The sequence below is a fragment of the Methylobacterium sp. Leaf469 genome (assembly GCF_001424745.1).
Lineage (GTDB): Bacteria > Pseudomonadota > Alphaproteobacteria > Rhizobiales > Beijerinckiaceae > Methylobacterium.
This window is the reverse complement of sequence record NZ_LMRE01000004.1, coordinates 15,353-39,234: the sequence shown is the minus strand read 5'-3', so window position 1 is coordinate 39,234 and position 23,882 is coordinate 15,353. Positions and strand designations below refer to the sequence as shown.

General features: G+C 70.4%; 20 protein-coding genes. 4 read left to right on the top strand and 16 right to left on the bottom strand.

Annotated features, from left to right (window positions below):
• Nucleotides 1-61: 61 nt before the first annotated feature.
• The 3 genes from ASG60_RS05125 (at nucleotide 62) to ASG60_RS05115 (ending at nucleotide 2,593) form a co-directional block, all read left to right on the top strand.
• The gene (locus ASG60_RS05125) at nucleotides 62-1,384 is read left to right on the top strand and encodes a chloride channel protein (RefSeq protein WP_056168590.1); all 1,323 of its coding nucleotides are present in this window, start codon (nucleotides 62-64) and stop codon (nucleotides 1,382-1,384) included.
• Between the two features lie 113 nt (nucleotides 1,385-1,497).
• Nucleotides 1,498-1,677: a DUF1328 domain-containing protein gene (locus tag ASG60_RS05120; protein WP_056168587.1), complete on the top strand. Its 180-nt coding sequence runs from the start codon at nucleotides 1,498-1,500 to the stop codon at nucleotides 1,675-1,677.
• 34 nt (nucleotides 1,678-1,711) lie between these two features.
• Entirely contained in the window at nucleotides 1,712-2,593 is an 882-nt protein-coding gene (locus tag ASG60_RS05115) for an SDR family oxidoreductase (RefSeq protein WP_056384463.1), read from the top strand.
• 280 nt (nucleotides 2,594-2,873) lie between these two features.
• Here the strand turns inward: ASG60_RS05115 and ASG60_RS05110 are convergent, their stop codons facing one another.
• The 5 genes from ASG60_RS05110 to ASG60_RS05090 form a co-directional block, all read right to left on the bottom strand.
• Nucleotides 2,874-4,553: a lysine--tRNA ligase gene (locus ASG60_RS05110; protein WP_056384421.1), complete on the bottom strand. Its 1,680-nt coding sequence runs from the start codon at nucleotides 4,551-4,553 to the stop codon at nucleotides 2,874-2,876.
• Nucleotides 4,554-4,684: 131 nt separating this feature from the next.
• Complete coding sequence (locus ASG60_RS05105) at nucleotides 4,685-5,005, bottom strand: hypothetical protein (protein WP_056384420.1); 321 nt, start codon at nucleotides 5,003-5,005, stop codon at nucleotides 4,685-4,687.
• Nucleotides 5,006-5,080: 75 nt separating this feature from the next.
• Nucleotides 5,081-5,299, bottom strand: a complete 219-nt coding sequence (locus tag ASG60_RS05100; protein ID WP_056168577.1) for a hypothetical protein — start codon at nucleotides 5,297-5,299, stop codon at nucleotides 5,081-5,083.
• Complete coding sequence (locus ASG60_RS05095; protein ID WP_056168573.1) at nucleotides 5,299-5,484, bottom strand: hypothetical protein; 186 nt, start codon at nucleotides 5,482-5,484, stop codon at nucleotides 5,299-5,301. Before ASG60_RS05095 ends, ASG60_RS05100 begins: the two co-directional genes overlap by 1 nt.
• Before the next feature lie 363 nt (nucleotides 5,485-5,847).
• Nucleotides 5,848-6,669 carry a transporter substrate-binding domain-containing protein gene (locus ASG60_RS05090; RefSeq protein ID WP_082478973.1) on the bottom strand — a complete coding sequence of 274 codons (822 nt, stop codon included), beginning with the start codon at nucleotides 6,667-6,669 and terminating at the stop codon, nucleotides 5,848-5,850.
• Between the two features lie 140 nt (nucleotides 6,670-6,809).
• Between ASG60_RS05090 and ASG60_RS05085 the strand changes: the two genes are divergently transcribed.
• Nucleotides 6,810-8,663: a glycosyltransferase family 2 protein gene (locus tag ASG60_RS05085; protein ID WP_082531619.1), complete on the top strand. Its 1,854-nt coding sequence runs from the start codon at nucleotides 6,810-6,812 to the stop codon at nucleotides 8,661-8,663.
• A 59-nt stretch (nucleotides 8,664-8,722) separates the two neighbouring features.
• Here the strand turns inward: ASG60_RS05085 and ASG60_RS05080 are convergent, their stop codons facing one another.
• The 11 genes from ASG60_RS05080 to ASG60_RS05030 all read right to left on the bottom strand — a co-directional run bounded on the left by ASG60_RS05080 (nucleotide 8,723) and on the right by ASG60_RS05030 (nucleotide 23,805).
• On the bottom strand, nucleotides 8,723-9,301 hold the full coding sequence (locus ASG60_RS05080; RefSeq protein WP_056168470.1) for an SCO family protein: 579 nt from the start codon (nucleotides 9,299-9,301) through the stop codon (nucleotides 8,723-8,725).
• A 378-nt stretch (nucleotides 9,302-9,679) separates the two neighbouring features.
• Entirely contained in the window at nucleotides 9,680-11,173 is a 1,494-nt protein-coding gene (cysG, locus tag ASG60_RS05075; RefSeq protein WP_056384419.1) for a siroheme synthase CysG, read from the bottom strand.
• Nucleotides 11,174-11,212: 39 nt separating this feature from the next.
• Nucleotides 11,213-13,882, bottom strand: coding sequence for a nitrate reductase (locus tag ASG60_RS05070; protein ID WP_056384418.1), 2,670 nt, complete (start codon nucleotides 13,880-13,882; stop codon nucleotides 11,213-11,215).
• A 254-nt stretch (nucleotides 13,883-14,136) separates the two neighbouring features.
• On the bottom strand, nucleotides 14,137-15,735 hold the full coding sequence (locus ASG60_RS05065; protein ID WP_056168459.1) for a sulfite reductase subunit alpha: 1,599 nt from the start codon (nucleotides 15,733-15,735) through the stop codon (nucleotides 14,137-14,139).
• Nucleotides 15,732-17,519 (bottom strand): NirA family protein, encoded by a 1,788-nt coding sequence (locus ASG60_RS05060; RefSeq protein ID WP_056384417.1) that lies wholly within the window; start codon nucleotides 17,517-17,519, stop codon nucleotides 15,732-15,734. The genes ASG60_RS05065 and ASG60_RS05060 overlap by 4 nt, the downstream gene beginning before the upstream one ends.
• 11 nt (nucleotides 17,520-17,530) lie before the next feature.
• The gene (locus tag ASG60_RS05055) at nucleotides 17,531-18,745 is read right to left on the bottom strand and encodes an FAD-dependent oxidoreductase (protein ID WP_056384416.1); all 1,215 of its coding nucleotides are present in this window, start codon (nucleotides 18,743-18,745) and stop codon (nucleotides 17,531-17,533) included.
• Nucleotides 18,746-18,754: 9 nt separating this feature from the next.
• The gene (locus tag ASG60_RS05050; protein ID WP_056168452.1) at nucleotides 18,755-19,549 is read right to left on the bottom strand and encodes an ABC transporter ATP-binding protein; all 795 of its coding nucleotides are present in this window, start codon (nucleotides 19,547-19,549) and stop codon (nucleotides 18,755-18,757) included.
• 10 nt (nucleotides 19,550-19,559) lie between these two features.
• Nucleotides 19,560-20,429: a nitrate ABC transporter permease gene (gene ntrB / locus ASG60_RS05045; RefSeq protein WP_056304734.1), complete on the bottom strand. Its 870-nt coding sequence runs from the start codon at nucleotides 20,427-20,429 to the stop codon at nucleotides 19,560-19,562.
• Nucleotides 20,429-21,718 (bottom strand): CmpA/NrtA family ABC transporter substrate-binding protein, encoded by a 1,290-nt coding sequence (locus ASG60_RS05040; RefSeq protein WP_056384415.1) that lies wholly within the window; start codon nucleotides 21,716-21,718, stop codon nucleotides 20,429-20,431. Before ASG60_RS05040 ends, ntrB begins: the two co-directional genes overlap by 1 nt.
• A 460-nt stretch (nucleotides 21,719-22,178) precedes the next feature.
• Complete coding sequence (locus tag ASG60_RS05035) at nucleotides 22,179-23,204, bottom strand: CmpA/NrtA family ABC transporter substrate-binding protein (protein ID WP_056384414.1); 1,026 nt, start codon at nucleotides 23,202-23,204, stop codon at nucleotides 22,179-22,181.
• Between the two features lie 13 nt (nucleotides 23,205-23,217).
• Nucleotides 23,218-23,805, bottom strand: coding sequence for an ANTAR domain-containing protein (locus ASG60_RS05030; RefSeq protein ID WP_056168611.1), 588 nt, complete (start codon nucleotides 23,803-23,805; stop codon nucleotides 23,218-23,220).
• Between the last annotated feature and the right edge of the window lie 77 nt (nucleotides 23,806-23,882).

Genomic DNA, 23,882 nt, shown 5'->3' with positions numbered 1-23,882 from the left:
CCGGCGCCGGGTATGCGCCTTGCCTGAGGCGCCGTGCGCCGCAACGCCGGATCCCCCACCCATGCCGTCCCGTTCCCGCATCCGCCCCGCCATCACACGTTTGCGCAGTGGGGCCGTCGATGCCTTCGCGGTCTGGCGGCGGCGGCTGCTGTTCCTCCTCGGCGGCATCGGCGTCGGCCTCGCCGCCGTCTTGATGGCCAAGCTCGCCGATGCGGCGCAGGAGGGGTTCCGGATGATCCTGTCCCTGTCGCCCTGGATGGCCCTCGCGGTCACGCCCGTGGGGTTCGGCCTGTGCACCTACCTCGCCCGCACGGTGTTCCCGAATTCGCAGGGCTCGGGCATTCCCCAGGTGATCGCGGCGCGCCACACGGCGACGGCGTCCCTGCGGCGGGCCCTGGTCTCCCTGCGCACGGCCGCGGGCAAGATCGTCGTGATGGCGCTTGGGCTGCTGTTCGGCGCCTCCACGGGACGCGAGGGCCCGACCGTCCAGGTCGGCGCGGCGATCATGGCCGCCGTCGGCCACCTCACCCCCAATCGCCAGCCCGGTCTCATCCTCGCCGGTGGGGCCGCCGGGGTTGCCGCGGCCTTCAACACGCCCATCGCCGGCATCGTCTTCGGGATCGAGGAACTCGGACGCGCCTACGAGGCCCGGACCGGCGGACTGATCGTGGCGGCCATCGTGGCGGCCGGCCTCACCGCCCTGGCGATCACCGGCAACTACACCTATTTCGGCACCACCGACGCGGCCCTCCCGTTCGGCCCCGGCTGGATCGCCGTGCCGGTGATCGGCGTCCTCGGCGGGCTGACGGGCGGCGTGTTCGCCCGCGTCGTCATCCTGTTCGCCCGCGGATTGCCCGGGCGTCCCGGCGCCGTCATCGCGCGCCGGCCCATCGTGTTCGCGGTGGCCTGTGGCCTCGGTGTCGCCCTGTGCGGCCTCGCCTCGGGCGGCGCCGTCTACGGCACCGGCTACGAGGAGGCCCGCACCCTCCTCCATGGCGCCGGCGGCGGCGCCCTCGATTTCGCGCCCCTGAAGTTCCTCGCGACCCTGTTCTCGGCCATCAGCGGCATTCCGGGCGGCCTGTTCGCGCCCTCCCTCAGCGTCGGGGCCGGCCTCGGCGCCGTGTTCCAGGGCGCCTTCCCGGGGGTGCCCGTGGCGGCCCTCGTCCTCGTCGGCATGGTGGCCTACCTCACCGGCGTGCTCCAGGCGCCCATCACGGCCTTCGTCATCGTCACCGAGATGACCCAGGGCCACGCCCTGATGATCCCCCTCATGATCGCCGCCCTCATCAGCGACGCCGTCTCGAAATCCATCTGCCCGGAGGGGCTCTACCATGCCCTGGCCGCGGGCCTGCTGGCGCGGGCGGAGAACCGCCAGGCCGGCTGATGCGGCCCGACGGCCGGGCCGACCCCGGACGCCCGACCGAATCCGTGAGCTTGGCGGGAACGGAAGCGTGACCGCAGGGTTATCGCTCGTTCCCGCGTGCTGGAGTGCTGCGCATGACCCTGTTGAAATGGGCCCTCATCTGTTTCCTGATCTCCCTCGTGGCGGGTGGTCTCGGCTTCACCGGCATCGCCTCGGGCGCGGGCTCCCTGGCGCGCATCCTGTTCGGGCTGTTCCTCGTGGTGGCGATCGTCATCGTGGTCGTGGCCTTCGCCGTCGGGCAGGCGGTCTTCTGATCCCGTGGCGGGCGGCATGACCGGCGCGGCGCCGATGCGGGACCGGATCTGCCTCGTCACGGGCGCGACCTCCGGCATCGGCTTCGAGACGGCTCTCGGCCTCGCCCGAAGGGGCGCCCGGGTCGGCCTCGTCGGTCGCGATGCCGCCCGCACCCGTGACGCGGTCGGGACGATCCAGGCGGCGGTCCCGGGTGCACAGGTCGATGCCTTCGTGGCGGACCTCTCCGCACAGGCTGAGATCCGGCGTCTCGCCGGCGAAGTCCGGGCGCTTTATCCGCGCCTCGACGTGCTCGTGAACAACGCCGGCGCGATCTTCGACAGCCATCGGCTCACGGAGGACGGGATCGAGCGCACCTGGGCGCTCGATCATCTCGCCTATGTGTGCCTCACCCTCGAACTTCTCGACCTGCTGAAGGCGAGCGCGCCGTCGCGCATCGTCAACGTCGCCTCGGCGGCGCACACCCGCGGACGCATCGCCTTCGACGACATCGGCCATGCGCGCGGCTTCTCCGCCATGACGGTGTATTCCCAGGCCAAGCTCGGGAACGTGCTGTTCACCAAGGCCCTCGCCCGCCGCCTCGACGGCACGGGCGTGACGGTGAACGCCCTGCATCCCGGGGTCATCGCCAGCGGGTTCGCCGGCGGCACCGGGGGCTGGTTCGGCTTCGGCTGGCGCCTGATCCGCCCGTTCATGGCTTCGCCGGCCGACGGCGCGGCCACGTCGATCCACGTGGCGAGCGCACCGGAGCTCGCGGGTGTGACGGGACTCTACTTCGCGCGCTCGCGTCCGGTGGCGACCTCGCGCCGGGCCGCCGATCCCGATCTGCAGGAACGGATCTGGCACCTGAGCCTCGACCAGCTCGGTCTGCCTTCGACGGCCGCGTCATCCGGAGCGGCGGGGACCGGACCGGTCTGAATGCATTCCGCGCATACCCATCCCCCCATTCGGGGGCGTTGTAGGGTGCAGTGCAAAATGGCATCTCAGTCACATGCACCGCAGCGATGGCGTCGCTGCGGTGTGCCCTTCTTGGGCGTTTCCTCCCTAGACTTCGGGCCGCTCCCTCACCGGGGCGGCCTTTTTTCGTCTTCGGTGGAGCGGCTTCTAGCCTCCCGGCCCCCTGGCGACAAGCACAATGATGCGCCGGCCGCCGAAGGGGTGGTGTTTTGTTGCGCAATTCTTCGTGCGGACAGCCGATTCATGCTTCCGTGGGCACGAAGGCCCCCGACAGGGCCTCCGCGATGAGCGCCCGCGTCTCGGCCACGCCGTAGAGGGCGACGAACGAACCGAAGCGGGGGCCGCGCGCCTCGCCGAACAGCACGTTGTAGATGGTGGTGAACCAGGCCTGCGACACGCCGGGCCGTCCGTCCGGGCTCTTCGCCTTGCCCGAGAGGTCGGGAAAGTGCCGCCGCCCGACCTCGTACACGATGGCCTGGAGCCCTTCCGGATCGGTCGAGCCCTCATGCGCCGCCAGGGTCTCGGACAGGTCCGAGAGGGCGGCCGCTTCCGCCTCCGTCGCCGCCCGGTAGGTCTTCTGCGGCCGCACCACGTCCCGGAAATACGCGAGTGCGTGGCCGACCAGCCGGGCGAGGACCGGATGGGTCTGCGGGCCGACATCCGGATCGTAGCGGCGGATGAAGCCCCACAGCACTGCCGGATCTTCGGTGTTGGCCACCGCCGCGAGGTTGAGGAGCATGGCGAAGTTGAGCGCACCGCCCTTGCCGACCGCCTCGGCCGCCGGCGGCCGGCCGGCGTGCAGGTGCCAGACCGGGTTGCCGAGCTGCTGGGCCGGCTCCTGGCCAGGAAACTTCTCGAGGAAGCCGAGATAGTCGTCGACCTGGCGCGGGATCATCTCCACGAACAGGCGCTTGGCCTCGCGGGGCTTGTTGTACATGAACAGCGCCAGGCTGTCGGCGGTGCCGTAGACGAGCCAGTCGTCGATGGACAGGCCGTTGCCCTTCGACTTCGAGATCTTGCGGCCTTCACGATCGAGGAAGAGCTCGTAGTTGAAGCCCTCCGGCGGTTCGCCGCCGAGGGCGCGGGCGATCTCGCCCGACAGCTTCACCGAATCGATGAGATCCTTGCCGGCCATCTCGTAGTCGATGCCCAGCGCCACCCAGCGCATGGCCCAGTCGGGCTTCCATTGAAGCTTGGCATGGCCGCCGGTCACGGGGGTCTCGTAGGCCTCCCCCGTCTTCGGGTCGCGCCACACCAGAGTGCCGGCGCCAGACCGCACCTCGTCGATGGCCACCTGCATCACCTCCCCGGTCACAGGGTGGATCGGCAGGAACGGCGAGTAGCTCGCCGAGCGCTCGGCGCGCAGGGACGGCAGCATGATCGCCATCACGGCCTCGTAACGGTCGAGCACCGTCAGCAGGGCCGTGTCGAACAGGCCTTGCTTGTAGCATTCCGTGGCCGAGCGGAACTCGTAGTCGAAGCCGAACGCGTCGAGGAAGCGGCGCAGCTCGGCATTGTTGTGGGCGCCGAAGCTCTCGTGGGTGCCGAACGGGTCCGGCACCTTGGTCAGGGGCTGGTTGAGGGCCGCGATGAGCATCGGCTTGTTCGGCACGTTGTCCGGCACCTTGCGCAGGCCGTCCATGTCGTCCGAGAACGCGATGAGCCGCGTCGGCACGCTGTCCTTCGTCAGGACCCGGAAGGCGTGACGCACCATGGAGGTGCGGGCGACTTCGCCGAAGGTGCCGATATGCGGCAGGCCCGAGGGGCCGTAGCCGGTCTCGAACAGCACTTCGCTTTTTGGGTTTCGCTCGAGCCGTGCCAACAGCTTGCGCGCCTCCTCGAACGGCCACGCGGTGGCGGAGACGGCGGCCTCTATGAGGGCGGGGTCGAGGGCGAGCGGGGACGAAGTCGAGGACGACATGAGGCCGGGGTTCGGTTCCAGTGAGCGCCTTGGCGGAAGGGCGTCACCCTAAGCGGGATTGCGCCGGCAGGCCAACGCAATCCCGTCTTCGAACCCCTGAAGCATGCGGACCGGTTCCGGCGGCGGGCGTTTCAGCCGTTCTGCTGACGCGTGAGGCTGCTCGCGTCGCCGGACGTATCGGTCATGGGGCTCGTGGATCCGCTGACGTTGTCGCCGCCCGTGGCCGCGGCGCCCACGTCGTCGGCCAGGCGGTTGCCGACGTGGTCCTGATACTGCTCGGTCTGGACGTTCTTGCTGTCGAGGCCGCGCTCGTCGCTGTGCTGGGCCTTGTCGCGATTGCTCAAGACCATGTTTTCCGGGAGGATGCCCTCCGGGAGATCGGTCATCGCGCCCGTTCCGTAGCTCTTGCCTTGGGTGCCGGGCCCCATCTTGTGCTTGTTCGCGTTCGCCATGCTGCGCTCACTCTCTTATTCGGCTTCGCCCCGGGACGAATCCGCGCCGGGGCAGATCGCGTTGGGGGAACGATGTCAGTGCGACCGGGCGGGACTGTTGCCGTCCGCGTCGTGGGCGTGGTGACGGTCACGTTCTCCGCCGCCGCCCGAGACGTGGGACTTGGCATCGCTGGTCGGGCTGCCGGGATTCGAGCCGTCACGCGTCTCCGCTTGCGGCTTGCTCGCGTCCTGGTGACTGCTGCCGGGGCCGCCGTGATGCCGGTCGGCGGCAGGTGTCTTCTTCGAGGTGCTCATTACCGATCCTGCTGATGGCCTTGATGGGTGGTGTTCACCTTGGAATTGCCGGCCTGACCGATCGTGTCGGGGTTCCGGGTCTGACCCGAACCCTTGGGCCCGGTGGCGAGGGGGGCGTCGGGTGCGCTTCCGGGCCCCTTGTCGGACTGGTTGGCCGGGGGGACGGGCGGTGCCTTGGTGGTCATGCGGCCTCCTCTGGGCATCGAACGGGTGATGAGGACTCAACCGGACTGTCGCGCGCCGGTTCCGGATGCACTGGTCTTCGCGGTCGCGCCGCAAGACTTCGCGGCGAACGGCGAAGGACCGGCCCCGCTGGCGATGCATCGCCTTCCGACAAGGCTGTCATGGCGAAGCTATGGTCCGTTAGAAGTTGCGGACCTGATCGCGCCTTGTCGGGCGATGACGTAATGTCGGCCGGTGTGAGCTTGCTGTAAGTCGTCGTTTTGAGGTGCGATACGCATCGGATGCGCGCGATGCCCTTGGGATGCGCGCGATACCCTTGCCGGGAGCGAGTTCCCCGGGCAGAACGGTGCCGTTCGCGGAACGCTCTAGAACGGACTGACGGGGAAGAACCTGAGGTAGAGTTCGGCGTACTTGCCGTCGTCCCACACCCGTTGCAGGGCGTCGTCGAGGGCGCGGGCCAAGGCCGCGTCGTCGGGTCGGGTGACGAGGCCGATGCCCTCGCCGAAATAGCGGTTCTCGAGGTAGTCGCCGCCGACGAGGGCGCAGCACTGCGCCGATTCGATGCCGCCGACCCACAGGGCGAGGTTGAGGCCGTCGGCGAAGACGTACTCCACTTCGCCGCGCCGCAGGGCGCCCTCGGCGGCGGCGAGATCGTTGAAGTCGCGCGCCTCCGCCTTGGGGAAGAACGCCTTGAGGTAGGCCGCGTGGGCGCTGCCCGCGACCACGCCGACGCTGCGGCCGGCGAGGGCCGTGGCGGAGGGGACGGGCAGCGCCTTGTCCGTGCGCGCCGCGAACCGGCCCGGCCAGCGAAAGTACGGCCGGGTGGCCAGGAACCGCGCCCGCAGGGCCGGCGTGAGCGGGATGGCGGCGGCGACCACGTCGCCCTGCTTGTCGGCCAGCGCATCGAGCAGCGTGTCGAAGCGCCGGGCCTGGACCGTGCAGGTCAGGGCGAGTTTCTCGCAGACCGCGCGGGCGAGCTCCACCGAGAAGCCCGTGGGCGTGCCGTCCGGCCCGGGGAAGTGCAGGGGCGGGAACTCGTCGTCCGTGAGGAAGCGGACCGTGCGGCTCGTCTGGGGCGCGTCGATGCGCTCCTGGCGCGCGCGCGGGTTCCAGAAGTTCGGGATGGCGACCCCCTGTCCCGGCGCGGGAGGCGTCTGCGCGTCTGCGCGTCCCACCAGCAGGGCCATCGCCACGGCGAGGAGCGCCGGAGAAATCCAGCGCGTCCTTGACCTCAGGGTTGTATTCGTGGTGCGCTGGTTGTGCGCGGACGCGGTCTGGCTCACGCCGTCTCCCTAGCACGTTCTCGAGCCGCCGGGAGACGCTCCCGTTGTCGATCCTCGGTTTACCCTTCGTGTCGCAGGCCGGCGTCTCGCCCCTGCCGCCCGACCTCGCCTTCCTCCTGGATCACGGTGTCGATCCGGCAGCCCTGGCCAAGGCCGCCGACCGCGCCTGCGCCTGGGGCACCGACGGAGCCTCCGCCCTTCTCGCGTCGGGCACCGTCACGGAGGAGGCCTATTACCGGGCGCTCGCGGCCGAACTCGGCACCCCCTTCCTCGCCGGCGCGATCCCCCTGGGGCCCGGCGCACGCTACCCCGAGAGCGTGGTCGCCGGCGTCGCCCCCCTGCTGCCGGGCGCGCCGGCCGCCTTCGTCCTGGCGCCGCGCGGCGCCGCCATCGCGGAAGTGCTGGGCGGGCGCAGCCCCATGGGTCGGATGCCGGCGCTGACCACGCCGCGCGCCCTGCGCGAAGCCGTCTTCAGCGCCAACCCCGCCGGCATCGCCGCCGCCGCGGCGGATTCCCTTCAGGTCCACCGGCCCGACTGGGCGCTGAAGGCCCGTCCCATGGGACCGACCCTCGCCATCGCCGGCCTGATCGCCGGACTCGCGGTGGTCGCCATGGTCGAACTTCCGCCCACCCTGGTCGTGGGCCTCTGGACCGCCGTCCAACTCGTGCTCCTCGCCATGGTGACCCTGCGGGTCGCCGCCGTCAGCGTCGAGGCGGAGGGCGTGGCGGCGGACGCGTGCCTGGCCGATGCCGACCTCCCCGTCTACACGGTGTTCGTCGCCCTCCACCGGGAGGCGACCGTGGTCCCACGCCTCACCGCGGCCCTCTCGGCCTTCGACTATCCGGCGGCCAAGCTCGACATCAAGTTCGTGATCGAGGCGCACGATGCCGAGACGGCCGCTGCCCTCGCCGCCGCAGCCCTGCCGCCCGGGGCGGAGATCGTGGTGGTGCCGCCCGGCCTGCCGCGCACGAAGCCGCGTGCCCTCAACTGCGCCCTGCCCCTCGCCCGCGGCGCCTGCCTCGTGGTCTACGACGCCGAGGACGTGCCCGATCCGGGCCAGCTCCGCGCCGCCGCCGCGCTGTTCGCCCGCAGCGACCCGAGGACGGCCTGTCTCCAGGGGCGCCTCGTCATCGACAACCAGCGCGACGGCCCGCTGCCGAAATGCTTCGCCCTCGAATACGCCGCCCTGTTCGATGTACTGATCCCGGCGCTCGCCGCCTGGAACGTCCCGATTCCGCTCGGGGGCACGTCGACGCATTTCCGGACCCACATCCTCCGGGCCGTCCACGGCTGGGATGCGTGGAATGTCACCGAGGATGCCGATCTGGGCTTGCGCCTCGCGCGGGCGGGCTACCGGGTCGGCGACCTGCCGAGCAGCACCTTCGAGGAGGCTCCGGCGCGGCCCGGCGCATGGCTGCACCAGCGCGCCCGCTGGATGAAGGGCTTCATCCAGACGAGCTTCACCCACGGCCGTCAGCCGCGCGAGACGTTCCGCCAGCTCGGGGCGTTCGGGACCCTGGCCGCCATCGCCCTGGTGCCCGGCACCGTCGTCTGCGCCCTCGCCTACCCGTTCCTGATGGGGCACGCCGCCTACCGGTTCGTGTTCGCCGGGGTCGAACCCGTCGCGGGGTTCTGGAGCAACCTGCCCACCGGCACGGCGGTCACGGTGTTCGTGTCCGGCCTCCTTGCCATGCTGCTGCCGGCCGCCCTCGGCTGCGTGCGCCGGGGCTGGTGGGACCTCCTGCCCTACGTGCCCCTGATGCCGGCCTACTTCCTCCTCGTCAGCGCCGGTGCCTGGCTCGGGCTCGTCGAACTCGTCCTCGCCCCCGACCGCTGGAACAAGACCGAGCACGGCCTGTCGCGCAGCTCCCGCAGCGGGGCGCTGCATCGAACCTGACCCTCAGCCCCAAAAGTGAACGCCGGTTTTCGGGAGAAGCCGATGCGGAGACAGAGCGCTCACAGCATCTTGGCGAGGTCGGCGGCGGCGGCCTCGGGCGGCTTGGTCAGGTTGAGGGCGTTGAGGAAGCGGTTCTGGCCATCCATTACGTAGACCAGGGCCGTGTGCTCCATGGTGTAGTCGCCGTCCTTGGTCGGCACCTTGCGGACATAGGCGCGGTAGCCCTTCACCGCCGCGGCGATCTCCTCCGGCGTGCCCGTCAGTCCGACGATGCGCGGGTCGAAGCTCGCCAGATAGGCTTTCAGGGCAGCGGGCGTGTCGCGCTCGGGGTCGACGGCGATGAACAGGGCCTTGGTGTCCTGGCCCTTCGGTCCCAGTGCACGGAGCACGTCGCCGATCTGCTGCAGGGTCGTCGGGCACACGTCCGGACAATGGGTGAAGCCGAAGAACACGAGATGGGTCCGGCCGGTGAAATCACGCTCGGTGACGCGGCGCCCGTTCTGATCCGTGAGGGTGAACGGTCCGCCGACGGTGCTGGTGGCGACGACGTTGGCCTGGGGCACCAGAACGAACACGGCGGCGACGCCCAGGGCGACGAGGCCGACGGCGAAAAAGATGAGCGGCAGAGCGCGACGCATGGGACACCTTGGCGGGGGATTCTCTGGGCGACCCTCGAGACCGATCCGGAACCCGAAGCCGCGAATCCCGAATCCGGAATTCTCAGGTCTGCAAGACCACGCGACCGGGATTCGGGCAACCGGCCCCGGCGTCGCGCGCGATATGAACGGGCTCGCTCCGGTCCCGACGCCGCGGATCTCCACAGGGTCACCACCGGAGCAGAAGGGCCCTGTGGGCGATGGTTCTTGGGGACGATGGGTTCTCGGGGACGATAGCTTCTTGGGTCGCGGTGCTTCACGTCTCCGCTGGCGGGGACTTCGCGATCATGGGGAATGCGGTTCGGAGCCCGATACGTTCGCCGTGGCCGAACTGAACGCCGCGCCGCAACTGGGCGCCCGTCAGATCGCGAGCTTGTCCGGCTCGGCCATCGCGGGGGCGGCCTGCGCACTCGTCCGACGCAGCGCCTCGCCGACCATGAGGAGCGCCGGCCCCTCGTGGCCCAAGGCCTCGACGCGGTCGGCGATGTCGATGGCGCTGGCCTCCACCACCTGTTGGTTCGGCCGGGTGGCGTTGAAGACGAGGAGCGCCGGGGTCCCGGGGGCGAGGCCCTCGGTCATGGCGCGCTCCAGCAGCACGCGCAGGGTCTTCTTCGGCATGTAGACCACGGTGGTCACGCTCGGATCGGCGAGGGCGCCCCAGTTCAGGTCCTCGGGCAGCGCCCCGCGCCGGTCGTGGCCGGTGACGTATTGCAGGCGCCGCGCCGCGTCGCGGTTGGTGAGCGAGACGCAGAGGGAGGCCGCGGCCCCCTGGGCCGCCGAGACGCCGGGCACGATGGAAACGGGGATGCCGGCCTCGCGGCAGGCGTCGATCTCCTCGCCGGCCCGACCGAACACCAGGGGGTCGCCGGATTTCAGGCGCACCACCTGCTTGCCGGACTTGGCGAGCTGCACCATCAGGGCGTTGATGTCGTCTTGGCGGCAGGAGGGGCCGTGCCCGGTCTTGCCCACCAGCATGGTGCGGGCCTCGCGGCGCGCGTAGTCGAGGATCTCGGGCGCCACGAGGTCGTCGTAGAGGATCACGTCGGCATTGCGCAGCGCCCTGAGCGCCTTGAGGGTGAGGAGTTCGGCGTCGCCCGGTCCGGCACCCACGAGGGTGACGGCGCCGCCCTTCGGCGCGGCCTCGGTCTCGCCCAGCAACTCGGCGAGATCGGTTGCGGTCGGCGCCCGGTCCGGCTCGGCGAAGGCGCGGTCGGTGAACCGCTCCCAGAAGGCGCGGCGGTCCGAAAAACCGTGGAAGCGGCCGGTGACCTCCTCGCGCCAGTCGCGGGCGGCGCCGATCCAGGCCTTGAAGCCGCGCGGCAGCATGCCCTCGATGCGGGCGCGTACGGTCTGGCCGAAGACCGGGGCGGCGCCCTCCGTCGAGATGCCCACCACCATGGGCGAGCGGTTGACGATGGCGCCGAACTTCACGTCGCAGAGATGCGGGCGGTCGACGGCGTTGACGATGGCGCCGGCCCGGCGTCCGGCGGCGACGAAGGCGATGCAGTCGGCCTCGTCCTCCATGGCGCCGATGACGAAGGCCGCGCCCTGGAGGTCGGCCTCCGCCCACTGACGCGCGTGCAGGGTGACGGAGCCGGCGACGATCTCGCCCGGCACGGCGCGGAGTTCCTCGCTCGACTCGGGGGCGTAGACGTCCACGTCCGCCCCGGCGGCGGCCAGCAGCTTCACCTTCCAGGGCGCGCCGCCGTTGGAGCCGGCCAGCACCGCGCGTTTGCCCTGCAACGGCACGAAGACCGGCAGGACGGCCAGGGGCTCGAGGCCGGCGGCATTGGCGCCGCGGGCGGATTCGGGACTGGCGGGGCGGGTTTCGCGGGGCTGGCGAGGTGTGCTCATGGATCTCGGATCGGGGTCCTTCGTACCCACAAAGTGAGCCTATGCTGCGTTGCGCGCAAGCGCCTGCGGCAGCAGCTTGCGGATCTCGGGGATGCACGAGCCGCAATTCGTCCCGGCCTTGCAGGCGACGCCGACGGCTTCGACGGAGCCGGCGCCGGCCGCGATCACGCCCGTGATCACGTCGAGGCCGACGCCGTGGCAGGCGCAGATCGTCGGACCGGCCGAGGCCGTCTCGGCCCGGCCCGACAGCAGGGCGCGGCGGGCGGCGGGCTCGATCTCCTCGGCGGCGAAGTACGCCTTGGCCGCCTCCCAGCTCGGTCGGGCCTCGCTCGGGGCGAGCGCCAGGCAGGCGACCAAGCGAACTCCGTCATAGACGGCGCAGCGGTAATGCCCCCGCGCGTGGTCGGCGTACTCGGCGAGTTCCAGGCCCTGGAACAGGCCGCGCATCATCAGGGCGACGGCGCGCGAGCTCTCCTGGGTGGCGAAGTGCAGGCCGGACCCGCCCTCCACCGTGGCGCGCGCCCACCACCAGCCGGCGGGCGGGGTATGCGCCTCGCGGGTGAGCAGGAAGCCGCGATTGCGGTAGGGCGCTGGGCTCAACGCGGCCGGCGTCGCCTTGAGTTCGGGCTGGCCCGAGACCGGGTCCGGCACGCCGAGCACCAGGGCGCCGACGCGGGCATCCGACGCGGTGGCGTCGCTCCAATGGAAGGCGGCGAAGAGATCGCCCCGGCGCACGCCCTCGGTGACCATCGCCTCGAGGATCGCAGTGCCGTGGGGCGTGGAGACGCGGGCGAGATCGCCCTCCGCGACGCCGAGCCGCGCGGCGTCGTCGGGGTGGATCTCGACGAAGGGCACGGCGCGGTGGGCCGAGAGGCGCTGGCTCTTTCCCGTGCGCGTCATGGTGTGCCAGTGGTCGCGCACCCGGCCGGTGTTGAGGACGAAGGGGTGTTCCTCCGTGACGGGCTGGGCCAGGGCGGGCGCCTGCACGGCGACGAAGCGGGCACGCTTGTCGAAGGTGTAGAACTGGCCGTCGGCGAACAGGCGGGCCCGGCCCTTGCCGCGCTTCGGCAGGGGCCATTGCAGGGGGGGCGTTCCCGCATAGGTCGCATCGGGCATGTCCGCGAGGGCGCCGATGTCGAAATCGCGGGTGCCGTTGTTCTCGTAGGCCGACAGGGCCGCGTGCTCGCGGAAGATCGCGGCCGCGTTGGGATAGGCGAAGGCCTCGCCGTGGCCGAGGCGCTTGGCCACGTCCGCGATGATCTGCCAGTCGGCCCGCGCCTCGCCGGGCGCCTTGAGGAAAGCGCGCTGGCGCGAGACCCGGCGCTCGGAATTCGTCACCGTGCCGTCCTTCTCGCCCCAGGCCAAGGCTGGCAGCAGCACGGTCTTCTTCCCCGTCGCGCGGGCGGTGTCGCTGTCGGCCACGGCCTCGGAAACCACGTAGAGGTCGAGGCCCTTCAGGCTCTCGCGGATGGCGTCGGCCCGGGGCATGGAGACGACGGGATTGGTGCCCATCACCCACAGGGCCTTGATCTTGCCGCGCGCCACCGCCTCGAACAGGGCCACCGCCTTCATGCCCTCGCCGGTGATGATGTTGGGCGCCTTCCAGAACCGGCGGACGCGGTCCACCTCCTCGGGGGCGAAGTGCATGTGGGCGGCGAGCATGTTCGCGAGCCCTCCGACCTCGCGCCCGCCCATGGCGTTGGGCTGGCCGGTGAGGGAGAACGGCCCCGCGCCGGGCCGACCGATGCGGCCGGTGGCGAGATGGCAGTTGATGATGGCGTTGCCCTTGTCGGTGCCCTGCGCCGACTGGTTCGCCCCTTGCGAAAAGGCCGTGACCACGCGCTTCGTGCCGGCGAACAGGGCGAAGAACCGGGCGACATCGGCCTCGGCGAGGCCCGTCGCGGCGGCGGTGGCGGCGACGCTCGGGGCGATGGCGGCGGCGCGCTCCAGGGCGCCGTCGAAGCCGCTGGTATGGTTGGCGACGTAGGCCGCATCGACGGCGCCGGTGGCGGCGAGATGCACGAGCAGGCCCGAGAACAGGGCGGTGTCGGAGCCGGGCGCGAGGCCGAGGAACAGGTCGGCCTCCTCCCCCGTCTGGGTGCGGCGGGGATCGACCACCACGAGCTTGGTGCCGCGCTTGGCGCGTGCGTCGATCATCCGGCGGAACAGGATCGGGTGGCACCAGGCGGTGTTGGAGCCGACGAGCACGATGACGTCGGCCTCGTCGAGGTCCTCGTAGCAGCCCGGCACGGTGTCCGAGCCGAAGGCGCGCCGATGGGCGGCCACGGCGCTCGACATGCACAGGCGCGAGTTGGTGTCGACGTGGGGGGTGCCGAGGAAGCCCTTCGCGAGCTTGTTGGCGACGTAGTAATCCTCCGTGAGGAGCTGGCCCGACAGGTAGAAGGCGATGGACTCCGGCCCGTGCTGCGCGGCGATCTTCTGCAGGGACCCCGCGACGGTGCCGAGCGCCGATTCCCAGCTCGCGCGCGCGCCGTCGACCTGCGGATGGAGCAGGCGGCCGTCCAGGGAGACGGTCTCGCCCAAAGCCGAGCCCTTGGAGCAGAGGCGGCCGAAATTGGCCGGATGCGCGGTGTCCCCGGCGATGCCGACCCCGCCCTGCCCGTCCGGCGTCGCGAGTACGCCGCAGCCGACGCCGCAATACGGGCAGGTGGTTTTGACGGGGGCGGGCGCCTGGACGTGCGCGTTCATGGCGTGATCCTCGGCGGGGTTTTTTGTCAGCATGGATGGGAGCAAGAGTCGGGCCTGAAGCGCCGGCCAGCCCTCCTCCCCCTTGTGGGGAGGAGTTGGAGGTGGGGGGGGCGGGTGCCCCTCATGCTGCGGGGTCTGGCGGAACCGCCCCCACTCCTAACCTCTCCCGACAAGGGGGAGAGGGACGCGCCCGTTCTGAAGAGCGCCAGATATGCGGAGTTCGATAGCCCACGGCGCCGGGAGGGTTTTGCCTCTCAGTACACGTCGGCCTGATACCGCCCGGTCTTCTTCAGATGGGCGAGGTAGGCCACGGCCTCGTCGGGGTTCTTGCCCCCGTGTTGGCCGGCCACGTCGATGATCGCCCGCTCCACATCCTTGGCCATGCGCTTGGCGTCGCCGCAGACGTAGAAATGGGCACCGCCCTCGAACCACTTCCAGAGTTCGGCGCCGTTCTCGCGCATGCGGTCCTGCACGTAGGTCTTTTCGCCGCCGTCGCGGGACCAGGCCAGGGACAGGCGGGTGAGCAGCTTCTTGTCCTTCAGGGCGTTGAGTTCGTCCCTGTAGAAGAAGTCGCTCGCTTGGCGTTGGTGGCCGTAGAACAGCCAGTTGCGGCCCGGCGCCTGCGTGGCGTCGCGCTCGCGCAGGAAGGCGCGGAACGGCGCGATGCCGGTGCCGGGGCCGACCATGATCACGTCCTTCGACAGGTCGTCGGGCAGGGCGAAGCCGTGCGCCTTCTGGAGGTAGACCTTGACCTTCATGCCCTCGGGGATGCGCTCGCCGAGATGGGTCGAGGCCACGCCCAGCCGCAGGCGCGAGCGGTGGCTGTAGCGGACCGCGTCCACCGTGAGGGAGACCCGGCCGGGATCGGCCTTCGGCGAGGACGAGATCGAGTAGAGCCGGGGCTGCAACTCGTCGAGGGCTTCGAGGAACACCTCGGCGTCGGGCCGCGCGCCGGGGAACTTGTGGAGCGCGCCGAGCACGTCGAGATGGGCGGCGTCGCCGTCCGGATCCTCGCCGGCGGCGAGCGCCTGGGTCTTCTTGCGCGCCTCGCCCGAGGTGAGGAGGGAGAGGAGCTGGTAGAGCCCGTCGGGCGCGCCGCCCAGCGCATAGTCCGTGAGCAGGCAATCCCGCAGGGTCTTGCGTCCGATCCTGCGCTCGGGACGGGCCCCGAGCTCGGCGATGACCGCGTCGACCAGGGCCGGGGCGTTGGCGGGAAACAGCCCGAGGGAGTCGCCGACCACGTACTCGATGGGCGTGTCGGTCAGATCGATCTCGACGTGCCAGGTTTCCTTCTCGCCCCCAGGCGCGTTCAAGCGGAGCCGAGACAGGAACGTCGCCTCCACGGGGTTCTCGCGGCAGAAGCCGAGGGGGCCGAGGGTCGGTTCGGCCTTGGGCGCGGTGTCGCCGGCGGTCTTCGGGGCGGCCCCGCCGCCGGCGCCGAACTCCTCGTCGAGCTTCTTCAGCATCCGGAGCGTGTCCTTGCCGCCGGGCTGGCACAGGTTCAGGCGCTCCTCGCTCTTGAGGAAGATGGCGTTGGCGTAGTCGGCGCAGTTGTAGCCGCACTGGCCGCAATCCTGCTGCGCCATGGCGGCCATGAGCTTCTGCGCCTCGGGCCGTTCACGCGCGAGCTCCATCCGGTCGGGCAGGGGCATCGACGGGTCGTGCCACGGCGCGTCGTCGTTGTCGGCGAGCTTTTGGCCGCCGCCCATGTCGCCGGGGGCCAGCGCCGTGGCGCCCTCGACGGCGGGGCCCAGAAGGGCGGCGAAGTAGCCCGACAGCCACGAGCGCTGGTCGGGGTTGAACGGGGCGTTCTCGGGGATGAGAACCAGCGGGGGCGTGACGTGCTCGCTCATGCGGCTGCCTTCAGGACGGGTTGCTCTTCGGCACTGTGGCGCAGGGATTCGGGACCGGTGCGCAGGGTGAAGGCCTGGAAGCTCTCCTGCGGGCCCTCGCGGCTGCCGAGGTAGCTGCGTAGGAGCGCCTCGATCCGGGCCGGGCAATCCTCGGCCTTCACGGCCTTCCAGATCTCCGTGCCGATCTTCGGGCTGTCGCCGAAGCCGCCGCCGACGACGATGTCGTAGCCCTCGACGGTGTCGCCCTCCTCCGAGACCACCACCTTGGCGCCGATGAGCCCGATGTCGCCGATGTAGTGCTGGGCGCAGCTATGGTGGCAGCCCGTGAGGTGCACGTTCACCGGCACGTCGAGTTCCTTGAGGTTGGCCTCGATGTAATCGGCGATGACGAGGGCGTGGCCCTTGGTGTCCGAGGCGGCGAACTTGCAGCCCCGGTTGCCCGTGCAGGCGACGAGACCGGCGCGGATGCTCGACGCCTCCGTGGTGAGGCCCAAGGCGGCGACCCGTGCCTGGACCTCGGCCACCTTCGCGTCGGGAACCCCGGAAAACAGGAAGTTCTGCCAGACGGTCATGCGGATGGCGCCGTCGCCGCATTCGGTCGCGATGCTGGCCAGATCCCGCATCTGGTCGGTGGTGAGCTTGCCGACGGGCAGGATCACGCCGATCCAGTTGAGGCCGGGCTGCACCTGGGCGTGCACGCCCACATGTGCGAAGCGGTCCATGGGGCCGCGCGGGGCGACATGGGCGGGATCGACGCGGTCGAGTTTGCGGCCGAGTTCGTCTTCGACGGCGGCGAGGTACTTGTCGAAGCCCCAGGCGTCGAGGACGTACTTCATCCGGCTCTTGTTGCGGTTGGTCCGGTCGCCGTTCTTGATGAAGACCCGCAGGATGGCGTCCGCCAACCGGTTGCAATCCTCGGGCTTCAGCACGACGCCGGTGTCGCGGGCGAGATCGCGGTGGCCCGAGATGCCGCCGAGCACGAGGCGCATCCAGATGCCGGGCGCCACGGCGGCGCCGTCGAGAACCCGGATGGCCTGGAAGCCGATGTCGTTGGTCTCCTCCAGCACCGGCATGACCCCGCCGCCGTCGAAGGCGACGTTGAACTTGCGCGGCAGGCCGAACAGCGAGCGGTCGTTGAGGATGTGGTTGTGCCAGGATTTGGCCAGCGGCCGGGTGTCGAGCAGTTCCTGGGCGTCGATGCCGGCGACCGGCGAGCCGGTGACGTTGCGGATGTTGTCGGCGCCCGCGCCGCGCGCGGTCAGGCCGAGGTCGATGAGGCCGTCGAGGAAGGGCTGGCCGTGCTCGGGCGTGATCTCGCGGACCTGGAGGTTCGCCCGGGTGGTGACGTGGCTGTAGCCGCCGCCATGGGCGTCGGCGAGATCCGCGATACCGGCGAACTGCCAGTGCTGCAGGATGCCGTTGGGGATGCGCAGGCGGCACATGTAGGAGTTCTGGGTCGGTGCCACCCAGAACAGGCCGTGATAGCGCCAGCGGAAATTGTCCTCCGGTTTCGGGGCCTTGCCGGTGGCGGCCTCCGCGATGAGGCGGTTGTGGCCGTCGAAGGCGTTCTCGGCGCGCTTCCACTTCTCCTGGTCGCAGAGCTTGCCGCCGGCCTTCACCGTGGCGTCCTGGGCCTTGATGTGGATGGCGTCGGGCCCAGTGGGTTCGGCCGGGGGGGCGCTTGCCTGCCCGAGGGCGAGGCCGCCGGTGAGGCGGGCCGCGGAGATGCCGGAGGCGAAACCTTCGAGGTAGCGCTTCTGCTCGGCGTTGAAATCGTCAGCCATGAAAGCCTCCGTCAGGCTGCGAGGGGTTGGGGGGCGGTTCGCCCGAACATCAGGTCGTCGCGATGCGCCGCGACGGAGGCGCCGGTGCGGATGAGGTCCTTGCACCAGCCCTGCTCGGCGATGTCGCCGACGAACACGGCGCCGAGCAGCCGGTCGTCGGCGACGATGAGCTTGCGGTAGAGCCCGAGGCCGGGATCGCTCATGAGGATCGTCTCGGAGCCCTCCGGCGCCTCGATGGCGCCGGCCGAGAACACCGGCAGGCCCGAGACCTTGAGGCTGGTGGCGAGCGACGTGCCCGTATAGGCCGCCTCCTCGCCGACGAGGTGGCGGCTCAAGGTCTCGGCCTGCTCGTAGGCGGGCTCGACGAGGCCGTAGACTTGGCCGCGATGCTCGGCGCATTCGCCGAGCGCGAAGATGCGGGGATCGGACGACTGCATCCGGTCGTCGACCTTGATGCCGCGGCCCACCGCGATCCCGGCATTCTGGGCCAGGGCCACGTTGGGGCGCACCCCCACGGACATCACCACGAGGTCGGCGGGCAGCACGGTGCCGTCCGATAGGATCAGGCGCTCGACTTTTCCGTCACCCTCGACGGTGGCGGTGTCGGCCTTGAGCAGCACCTTGACGCCCCGCGCCTCCATGGCGCGCTTCACCAGGCCGGCGGCGGCGTGATCGAGCTGGCGCTCCATCAGCCGGTCCATGACGTGGAGAAGCGTTGTGTCGACGCCCAGGCGCGCGAGGCCGACGGCGGCCTCGAGCCCCAGGAGGCCGCCGCCGATGACGATGGCGCGGGCGTGCTCCACGGCCGCCTTGCGGATGGCCGTCACGTCCGCGAGATCGCGGAACGTGAGGACGCCGGGCAGGTCCATGCCGGGCTTCGGCAGCCGGATCGGCACGGAGCCGACCGCGAGCACGAGCCTGTCGAAGGGCAGGACGTGGGTCTCGCCCACCATCACGAGGCCGTTCTCGCGGTCGATCTCGGTGACCGGCGCGCCCGTGATGAGGCGGATGCCGTGGCTCTCGTACCAGTCGAGGCCCCGGAACGCGCAACCGGCCTCGTCGACCTCGCCGCCCAGCAGCGACGACAGCAGGACACGGTTGTAGGCCGCCTGCGGTTCGGCGCCGACGACGCAGACGTCGTAGCGCCCCGGCGCGCGCTCGGTGAGGCGCTCCAGAAACCGCAACGACGCCATGCCGTTGCCGATGACGACCAGCCGATCCTTCATCGCCGCGTCTCAGGCCGCCATGGCCGGCTTGGCGTGCCGGGCATAGAGGAACTCGAGGACGGCGGCGCGGGCGTGGGTGTAGGTGGCGTCCTCCACGAGATCGAGGCGGCGACGCGGCCGCTCGAGATCGACGGTGAGGATCTCGCCCACCGTGGCGGAGGGGCCGTTGGTCATCATCACGATGCGGTCCGAGAGCAGCACCGCCTCGTCGACATCGTGGGTGATCATGATCACGGCGTTCTTCAGCCGCGCATGGATGTCCATGAGCGAGTCCTGGAGATGCGCCCGGGTGAGCGCGTCCAGCGCCCCGAACGGTTCGTCGAGGAGCAGGACCTTCGGCTCCATGGCCAGCGCCCGGGCGATGCCGACGCGCTGCTTCATGCCGCCCGAGATCTCGCTCGGGCGCCGGTCGGCGGCGTGGGTCATGTTCACCAGCGCCAGGTTGTGGTCGATCCAGGCCCCACGCTCGGCCCGCGATTTCTTGCCCTTGAACACCTTGTCGACGGCGAGCGCCACGTTCTCCCGCACCGTGAGCCAGGGCAGGAGAGAGTGGTTCTGGAACACCACGGCGCGGTCGGGGCCGGGGCTGTTCACTTCCTTGTCCTCGAGCAGCACGCCGCCGGTCGAGGCCTTGAGCAGGCCGGCGACGATGTTGAGCACCGTCGACTTGCCGCAGCCGGAATGGCCGATGAGCGAGACGAACTCGCCCTTGTCGATCTTCACGCTGACGTCGCGGAGCACCTCGTTGGTGCGGCCGCCGCGGGTGAAGGAGATGCCGACGTTCTCGATGCTGAGATAGGTCATGGGATGATCCTCAGGCCGTCGCGGTGCCGCGGGTGACGAGATTGCCGACGAAGGCGACGAAGCGGTCGAGGATGAAGCCGATGATGCCGACATAGACGAGGGCGACGATGATCTCGGAGATGTGGGAGGAGTTCCACGCGTCCCAGATGAAGAAGCCGATGCCGACGCCGCCGATGAGCATCTCGGCCGCCACGATGGCGAGCCAGGACAGGCCGACGCCGATGCGCAGGCCGGTGAAGATGTACGGCGCCGCCGAGGGCAGCATGATCTTGGAGAAGAACTCCAGCGGGTTGAGGCGCAGCACCGCCGAGACGTTGCGGTAATCCTGCGGGATGTTGCGGATGCCGACCGCCGTGTTGATGATGATCGGCCAGATCGAGGTGATGAAGATCACGAAGATCGCCGACGGCTGGCCGTCCCGGAAGGCGGCGAGCGAGAGCGGCAGCCAGGCGAGCGGCGGGATCGTGCGCAGCACCTGGAAGATCGGGTCGAGGCCGCGCATGGCCCATTCCGACTGCCCGATCAGGGTACCGACGAGGATGCCCACCACGGTGGCGAGGGCGAAGCCCAGGGCCACGCGCTGGATGCTGGCGGAGATGTGCCAGAACAGCCCCTTGTCGGTGCCGCCGTTGTCGTAGAACGGGTGGGCGATGATGTCCCACGCCTCGGTGACGACGCGCGAGGGCGGCGGCAGGCCGGCGCCGGGGCGCGAGCACAGCAGCTCCCAGATCACCAGGAAGGCGATGAGCACCACCACGGGCGGGATCAGGTTTTTCGCGATGGTGTTCAGGGTGGCCATCGTGACGAACGGCGCGCGCTTGGGCTTGGCGGCCGCCTTCGCGACGGCGGGGCTGGCGGCGATGGTGGAGGTGTTGGCCATCACGCGGTCCTCTTGATGCCGAGGCTGGACAGGTAGGCGGCGGGATCGGCCGGATCGAAGACCTTGCCGTCGAAGAACGTTTCCTGGCCGCGCGACGTGGAGGTCGGGATCGCGGCGACGCCGAGGGCCTTGGCCGCCTCGCGCCAGATGTCCTCGCGGTTCACCTTGGCGATGAGGGCCTTGGTGTCGGTCTGCGCATCGAACTTGCCCCAGCGGATGTCCTCGGTGAGGAACCACAGGTCGTGGGACTGGTACGGGTAGGAGGCGTTGTCGGAGAAGAACTTCATGATGTGCGGGCTGTTCTCGACCATGCGGCCGTCGCCGTAATCGATGGTGCCCTTCATCCGGCCGGCGACGTCGGCCACCGGGATGTTGATCCACTGGCGCTTGGCCACGATGGCGGCGAACTCGTCCCGGTTCTCGGGCTTGTCGCACCACATCTGCGCTTCGAGCACCGCCATGGTCAGGGCTTTGGCGGCGTTCGGATGCTTCTCGACCCAGGAGGCCCGCATGGCGAAGGCCTTCTCGGGGTGGTCCTTCCAGAGTTCGCCGGTGGTGAGCGCCGAGTAGCCCAGGCCCTGCTGCACGAGCTGCGCGTTCCACGGCTCGCCGACGCAGAAGCAGTCCATGGTGCCGACCTTCATGTTCGCCACCATCTGGGGCGGCGGCACGACGATGGTCTCGATGTCCTTGTCGGGGTCGATGCCGCCGGCGGCCATCCAGTAGCGGATCCAGAGGTCGTGGGTACCGCCCGGGAAGGTCATGGCCGCCTTCACGGACTTGCCCGAGGCCTTCTTCTTCTCGACGGCCGCCTTGAACACCTTGGAATCGAGCCCGACCTTCTGGTCGAGGTATTCCTTGGCCACCGAGATGCACTGGCCGTTGACGTTGAGGCGCGCCAGGATCTGCATCGGCACCGGGACGTTGTTCTGCGTCACCCGGCCGGCGGTGATGAGGTAGGGCATCGGCGAGAGGATGTGGGCGCCGTCGATGCCGTTGCCCTCGGAGCCGAGCACGAGGTTGTCGCGGGTGGTGCCCCAGCTCGCCTGCTTCAGCACCTCCACGTCGGGCATGCCGTGCTTGGCGAAGTAGCCCTTCTCCTTGGCGACGAACAGCGGACCGGCATCGGTGAGGGCGATGAAGCCGAGCTTGGCTCCCTTCACCTCCGGGCCCGCCCCCTGCGCGAAGGCGCCGCCCGGGAAGGCCGTCCGGGCGAGTGCCGCCAGGGAGAGGGTCGCGGCGGCCCCCTTCAGGACGTTGCGCCGGCTGTTGCGAAAACCATCACTCATCGAAACCGGAATCCTCGCCAGGACTGCAAAGCGCCAAAACAGAAAGCCGCCGACCAAGCACATCCGTCGGACGCATAACGGTGCGTGCCTTGGGGAGACTCGGGTCAGCGGCTCTGCCGACGGATAAGGCCCGTCGTCGTTGACGGGCCTCCAGCTCCTAGCAGGAGGCGTGCCAGGATGAAGGGACGGCCTCCGTGCGTGCGTCCCGGCGATCCTGTCGGGGATCCTGCGCGCGACCTAAGCGGATGCCAGTTCTGGAATTTTTCGAGTTTGTCTCAGGCCCCTCCGTAATGGTCGGGCGAGACGGGCCCGAGCGCGACCCACGGCCTCACGAACCTGTGATTCCACGTGCCGGAACCATATCGTCCTCCGACTCGGTGGAGAGCCTCGCTCCCGCACTGCACAATCCGCGTGCAGAATGCCGGTGGCACGGGCATGTGCCCGCCCAGTGCGAGCCGCATCAATCCGGCAGAGCGGCGTCGTATAGATCCGGGCGATAGAGGGCGTGGGCGCGCTCGCTCACCTCGAGCGTGGCGACGATCTGGCCGGCCTCCGTCATTCGGTCGAGGAGCCAATCGACCTGGGCGGGCCTCGGCCGCTCGGCCGTCTCGCCGAACAGGACGAAGTCCGGCGCGTCCCGTCGCGTGCCGTCGGGATCCACCACCACCGTGCCGGCCAGGGCGCGGCGGACGAGGGCGGGCGCGATGGCGAGGTGGTCCGGCCGCGCGAGCAGGCGTGCGAGTTCCTCGTGGTTCTCGCGCCGCGCGCACCAGCGGCCGGCCCGACGCACCGCCCGCACCAGGGCTCCGCAGGTCGGCGCCGCGTAGGCGGGCAGGGCCAGCACCTTCTCGGGGCAGTCCGGTGCGAGCGCACAGCCGAAGGCCGCGATCCGGCCGTAGCCCTCCTCCACCGCGAGGCTGTTCCAGGGACTTCCCGCGCAGAAGCCGTCGATGTGGCCGTCCCGCAGGGCTTCGGCGATGCGCGGTGGCGGGATCACCACCATCCGCACCGTCCCATCGAGGTCGAGGCCGCCGCGCGCGGCGAACAGGCGGAGCTGATAGGTGTGGCTCGAGAACGGATGCACGGTGCCGAGGGTCAACGGAGCCCCCTCCCGCGCGCGCGCGCGGGCCACCCCGGCGAAGGCCGTGGCCACCGTGTCGAGGCCCTCGTCCCCCGGTCCGTCGCGCATCATGGCGGCCCAGAGCGGCCGCGACACCGTGATGGCGTTGCCGTTGAGGTTGAGGGCGAGGGGCACGGCGAGGCGCGTCTCGGGTCCGCTGATCCCGAGGCTGCTGGCCAGGGCCAGGGGCGCCAGCATGTGGGCGCCGTCGAGGTGGCCGAGGGCCAGCCTGTCGCGCAGGGTCGCCCACGAGGGCTCGCGGACGAGATCCACCGCCAGCCCCTCGGCCGCGGTGAACCCGCGCTCCACGGCGACGATGAGCGCCGCCGCATCGACGAGGGGCACGTATCCGAGAGCGAGTCTCATCTGACCACGGCTCTCATCCGAGCAGATCCGCCGCCGTGACGATGGCGCGGGCGATGTCGGCGATCTTGCGCTTCTCGTTCATGGCTTTCCGCCGCATCAGCCGGTAGGCCTCCTCCTCGGGGAGGCCCTTGGCCGTCATCAGGATGCCCTTGGCCCGCTCGATGAGCTTGCGGTCGGCGAGTTCGCCCCGCGCCTCCAGCAGTTCGCGCTGCAGCCGCGCGAAGGCGTTGAACCGCAGGATCGCGACATCGAGGATCGAGCGGATGCGCTGCGGGTGCAGGCCGTCGACCACGTAGGCCGAGATGCCCGCATCCACCGCCGCCTGCATCATCGGCACGTCCGAGCGGTCGACGAACATCGCCACCGGCCGCTCGACGTGGCGCGACAGGCCGGACATCTGCTCGAGGATGTCGCGGCTCGGGCTCTCGACATGGATCACCACCACGTCGGGGTTCAGGGCGGCGACGCGGGCGGGAAGATCGGCGGTGTCGGGCAGGATCACCACGCGGGCGATGCCGGCCGCCGCCAGACCCTCTTCGAGGATCGCCGCGCGCGCCGGGCTCGGGTCGATCACGGCCACGGTGAGGGACGGCTCGGTCATCGGTGTCCGAAAGCGGGGCTGGGTGTCCGAAGCGAAGGGCGCGGGGTCCGACATTGGGGGAAGGCCGCCCTTCCGCT